The sequence below is a fragment of the Agromyces binzhouensis genome (genome assembly GCF_004135055.1).
Taxonomy (GTDB): domain Bacteria; phylum Actinomycetota; class Actinomycetes; order Actinomycetales; family Microbacteriaceae; genus Agromyces; species Agromyces binzhouensis.
The window spans coordinates 1-4,283 of sequence record NZ_SDPL01000274.1 but is presented as its reverse complement, the minus strand read 5'-3'; the positions used below and the strand labels follow the sequence as shown (position 1 = coordinate 4,283).

The following is a 4,283-nucleotide window of genomic DNA, read 5'->3' as shown; positions in this document are numbered from 1 at the left end:
GCCTCGGGTGCGCGGTCGGCGTCGCGACGACGTCCGAATCGCGACGGTGCGGATGCCGATCGCGCGGTGGCCTCGCTCGCGCGCGTGCCGTAGCCGATGAGGACGGCCCCGGACTCCTCGGACGCCGTCTCGGTGGGCACCGCGATGCCGGGCTCCGCCGCGACCGGACCCGAGTCCGTCGAGACGGCCTCGGCGGACGCGCGCGCGCCTTCGGCGGAGGACGCAGCCTCTGCGGCATCCGTCGTCGCCTCGAACTGAACGTCGGCCCCGACCGGCGCGAGCCGCATGAGCACCTCGCCGGCGTGCAGCACCTGGCCGACCTCGCCGCCCAGGGACTCGACCACGCCGGCGAACGGCGTCGGCAGCTGCACGACCGACTTCGCCGACTCGAGCTCCACGACGGGCTGGTCGACGCTCACCTCGTCGCCGGGGGCGACGAGCCACGCGACGACCTCGGCCTCGGTCAGGCCCTCGCCGAGGTCGGGGAGGATGAACTCGCGGGCGCTCATGCGAGGTCCCATTCCCACGAGGCGAGCGCTTCGAGCACGCGGTCGGGCGTCGGCAGGTAGTGCTCCTCGAGCTTCGGCGACGGGTACGGGATGTCGTAGCCGGTGATCCGGAGGATGGGTGCGGCGAGGTGGAAGAAGTTGCGCTCGGTCAGGCGTGCGGCGACCTCGGCGCCGTATCCGCCGAACTGGGCGGCCTCGTGGATGACGGCCGCGCGCGAGGTCTTGCGGAGCGAGGCGCCGACCGTCTCGTCGTCGAACGGCGAGAGGCTCCGGAGGTCGACGACCTCGATCGAGAGTCCTTCCGCCTCGGCGGCGGCCGCGGCATCCAGCGCCGTGCGCACCGTCGGCCCGTAGCCGATCAGGGTGACGTCGGTGCCCTCGCGGACGACCTCGGCCCGGTTCATGGGCGCGGTGCGCACGGGGAGCGCCAGCTCGGCCTTCGACCAGTAGCGGCTCTTCGGCTCCATGAAGACCACGGGGTCGTCGCTGTCGATGGCCTCGCGCAGCATCGAGTACGCGTCGGCCGGGTTCGAGGGCATCACGACGGTGAGGCCCGGCGTCGCGGCCCAGTACGCCTCCGACGAGTCGGAGTGGTGCTCGACGCCGCCGATCGCGCCGGCGCACGGGATGCGGATGACCATCGGGACGCTCACGCGGCCCTTGGTGCGGTTCCGCATCTTCGCGACGTGCGAGACGATCTGCTCGAAGGCCGGATAGCTGAACGCGTCGAACTGCATCTCGACGACCGGGCGGAGTCCGTACATCGCCATGCCGACGGCCGTGCCGACGATGCCCGACTCGGCGAGCGGGGAGTCCCACACGCGATCCTCGCCGAACGCGGCCTGGAGGCCGTCGGTGACGCGGAAGACGCCGCCGAGCGGTCCGACGTCCTCGCCGTAGACGACCACGCGGTCGTCCTCGGCCATCGCGTCGCGGAGGGCGGCGTTCAGCGCGCCCGCCATGGTCAGGGGCCGGGGGGCGGATGCCGCGGCATCCGTCGCGGGTTCGGTGACGGGCGTGCTCATCGGGCGGCCACCTCCTCGCGGGCGTGCTCCGAGTGGGCGGCGAGTTCCGCCTCGAGTGCGGCGCGCTGCTCGGCGAGCGCCGTCCGCGGGGTCGCGTAGACGTGGTCGAACAGCTCGAGCGGGTCGAGCTCGGGCGACGCGCTCATCGCGTCGCGCGTGCGGGCTGCGAGCGCCTCGCCGGCCTCGGCGATCTCCGCGCGGACCTCGTCGGAGAGTGCGCCCTCCGATACGAGGTACTTCTCGAGTCGCTCGATCGGGTCGCGACGCTTCCAGTGCTCCACGTCGCGCGCGGCGCGGTAGCGCGTGGGGTCGTCGGAGTTCGTGTGCGACTCGATGCGGTACGTGAGTCCCTCGATCAGGGTGGGCCCGCCGCCGGAGCGCGCCCGGTCGACCGCGGCGGTCGCGACGGCGTACATGGCCGCGACGTCGTTGCCGTCGACGTGGTACCCGGGCATCCCGTAGCCGACGGCCTTGTCGGCGAGGGTCGTGGCGTGCGTCTGACGGGCGACGGGCGTGCTGATCGCGAACTGGTTGTTCTGCACGAGGAAGACGGTCGGCGTCTGCCACACGGCGGCGAAGTTGAACGCCTCGTGCGCGTCGCCCTCGCTGGTCGCGCCGTCGCCGAGGTAGGCGAGCGTCACGATCGGGTCGTTGCGGAGGCGGGCTGCGTGCGCCAGCCCGACGGCGTGGAGCGCCTGCGTGGCGAGCGGCGTGGCCATCGCGGCGGTGCGGTGCTCGTGCTGGTCCCAGCCGTTGTGCCAGTCGCCGCGGAAGGACTGGAGGATCTCACCGGGCTCCAGGCCGCGAGTGAGCAGCGCGATGCTGTCGCGGTACGTCGGGAAGAGCCAGTCGTCGGCGGTGATCGCCGACACGACGCCGATCTCGCAGGCCTCCTGGCCGTAGGCCGACGGGTAGGTCGCGAGCCGGCCCTGCTTGGTGAGCGCGGTCACCTGCACGTCGAAGCGGCGCGCGACGACCATGCGCCGGTACAGGTCGAGCAGACGTTCGACGGGCGGCAGTTCGAACCCGCCGGTCTCACGACCGTGCAGTGCGTGCCCCGCATTGTCGAGGAGTCGGATCGGCTTCTCGGAGGGGAGGACGCGTGGCTCGTGATGCTCGACGTTGAGGCTCATGTGGCCATGGTGCGACAGTCTGCACGGCCCCCGCTCGGGGTACGAGACAACGGTGAACGATCGGCACGCGAACGGCCGAACTCGAACCGATCGTCCCGAACGAGGTGCGTCAGGCGCGCCAGATGTCCAGCGACTGCGCGGGCGGTCGACCGTCGATCTCCTCGAGGATCAGGTGCGAGCGCGTGGAGACCACGCCGGGCATGTCGTGGATGTCGCGCAGGATCGCCTGGCTGAGCTGCTCGTGGTCGGGCGCGCTCACGGTGAGGATGATGTCGATGTCACCCGAGACGGCCTGCACCTTCTCGACGAACGGCAGCGTGGCGAGCTTCGCGGCGATGGACTCCCACGACACGTCGCCGATCCGGACGACGACGAGCGCCGAGATGTTCAGGCCGATCGACTTGCGGTCGATCTGCGCGCCGAACCCGGTGATCACGCCGCGCTGCTGCAGCGCGAGGACGCGGTTGTGGGCTGCGGTGCGCGAGATGTGCACGCGCTCGGCGAGCGTGCGCACCGAGAGTCGGCCGTCGCGGCTGAGTTCCGCGACGATCCGACGGTCGATCGCGTCGAGCGGCTCGTCGTGGTGCGGTGCGTGCTGGGTCATCCTCGTCCTCGCAGGTCACCCTCAGCGTACCGGCTGCGACGTCGCAGCCGACGGAGCGATGCCCTCGTCGGGATGGCGCGGATGCCCGCCGGAACGAGGCGGCGGAGCACGGCGAGCGCGGTGAGCCATCCGTTCGCCGCCCGCTGCACCCGCGGGGTCCAGCGCATCCCGTACGCGGCGCGGAGGCTCGGCGGGAGCAGCGCCGCGGTGACCAGCCGGACCGGGGCCATGAGCGGGACGAGCAGCGGCGGAAGCCCCGTCCCCGCGAGGAGGTCGCGTGCCACCGAGCGCGCGTCGTCGCCGACCCCGAGGGTCGCGAGCCGGGAATCCCACCACGCCTCGAACTCGTCCCGCGTCGCGGGCCAGCCGGCCGGCCCGCCCTGGAGGCGCGCCGCGATGGGTGCGTATCCGCGGACGAGGGCGTTCGCCGTCGCCTCGTCGAGGCGCGACCCGGTCAGCCGCTCCTCCAGGTCGAGTGCCACGGCCAGGAGCGTCGCGGCCACCCAGCGCTGGGCGTCGGCATCGCGCGCGTCGTAGGCGGGACGGCCCGCCAGGGCGCCGTCCCCGCGGACCCGCGAGTGGCGCGCGTCGACGATCCGGGCGACGTGGCGGATGTCGCGGTCGTCGCCGAACACGAGCGCGGTGAGGTACGCGTGCGTGCCGACGAGTCGGTCGAGCGGTCGGTCGCGGAATCGGCTGTGCCGCGCGACGCCCGCGGCCACCCGGGCGTCGGCGAGCTGCAGCAGGATGGCCGCCGCACCGCCCGCCATCAGCGTCGCATCGGCCGCGTGACGACGGAGGACGACGAGTTCGGCCCCCGGATCACGCTCGTCGCTCATCCCACCAGTCTCCACCGCACGGCGGTGCGGTGCGTTCAGCCGTGCCGCGTAGACTCCCCGGGTGCGTCGGAATGCGGGTTCGCTGTCGGTCGCCGCGATCCTCCTCGGCGCGGCGGTCCTCGCGGGCTGCGCGGCGCCGGGCGCGCCGACGGCTCCCACGACGAGCGCCGCTG

5 protein-coding genes are annotated in these 4,283 nt (G+C 73.1%); all 5 read right to left on the bottom strand.

Annotated elements, in window-relative coordinates:
• A partial coding sequence (locus tag ESO86_RS19760) for a biotin/lipoyl-containing protein (protein ID WP_340638856.1) occupies nucleotides 1–509 on the bottom strand: 509 nt, incomplete at its 3' end.
• Complete coding sequence (locus tag ESO86_RS12390; RefSeq protein ID WP_129235305.1) at nucleotides 506–1,534, bottom strand: alpha-ketoacid dehydrogenase subunit beta; 1,029 nt, start codon at nucleotides 1,532–1,534, stop codon at nucleotides 506–508. The genes ESO86_RS12390 and ESO86_RS19760, both read right to left, overlap by 4 nt.
• A complete protein-coding gene (gene pdhA / locus ESO86_RS12385; protein ID WP_129235304.1) occupies nucleotides 1,531–2,667 on the bottom strand; it encodes a pyruvate dehydrogenase (acetyl-transferring) E1 component subunit alpha in 1,137 nt (378 codons plus the stop codon). Before pdhA ends, ESO86_RS12390 begins: the two co-directional genes overlap by 4 nt.
• A 109-nt stretch (nucleotides 2,668–2,776) precedes the next feature.
• A complete protein-coding gene (locus ESO86_RS12380; protein ID WP_129235303.1) occupies nucleotides 2,777–3,271 on the bottom strand; it encodes an Lrp/AsnC family transcriptional regulator in 495 nt (164 codons plus the stop codon).
• Nucleotides 3,268–4,110, bottom strand: coding sequence for an oxygenase MpaB family protein (locus ESO86_RS12375; protein WP_129235302.1), 843 nt, complete (start codon nucleotides 4,108–4,110; stop codon nucleotides 3,268–3,270). The genes ESO86_RS12380 and ESO86_RS12375 overlap by 4 nt, the downstream gene beginning before the upstream one ends.
• Nucleotides 4,111–4,283 lie beyond the last annotated feature (173 nt).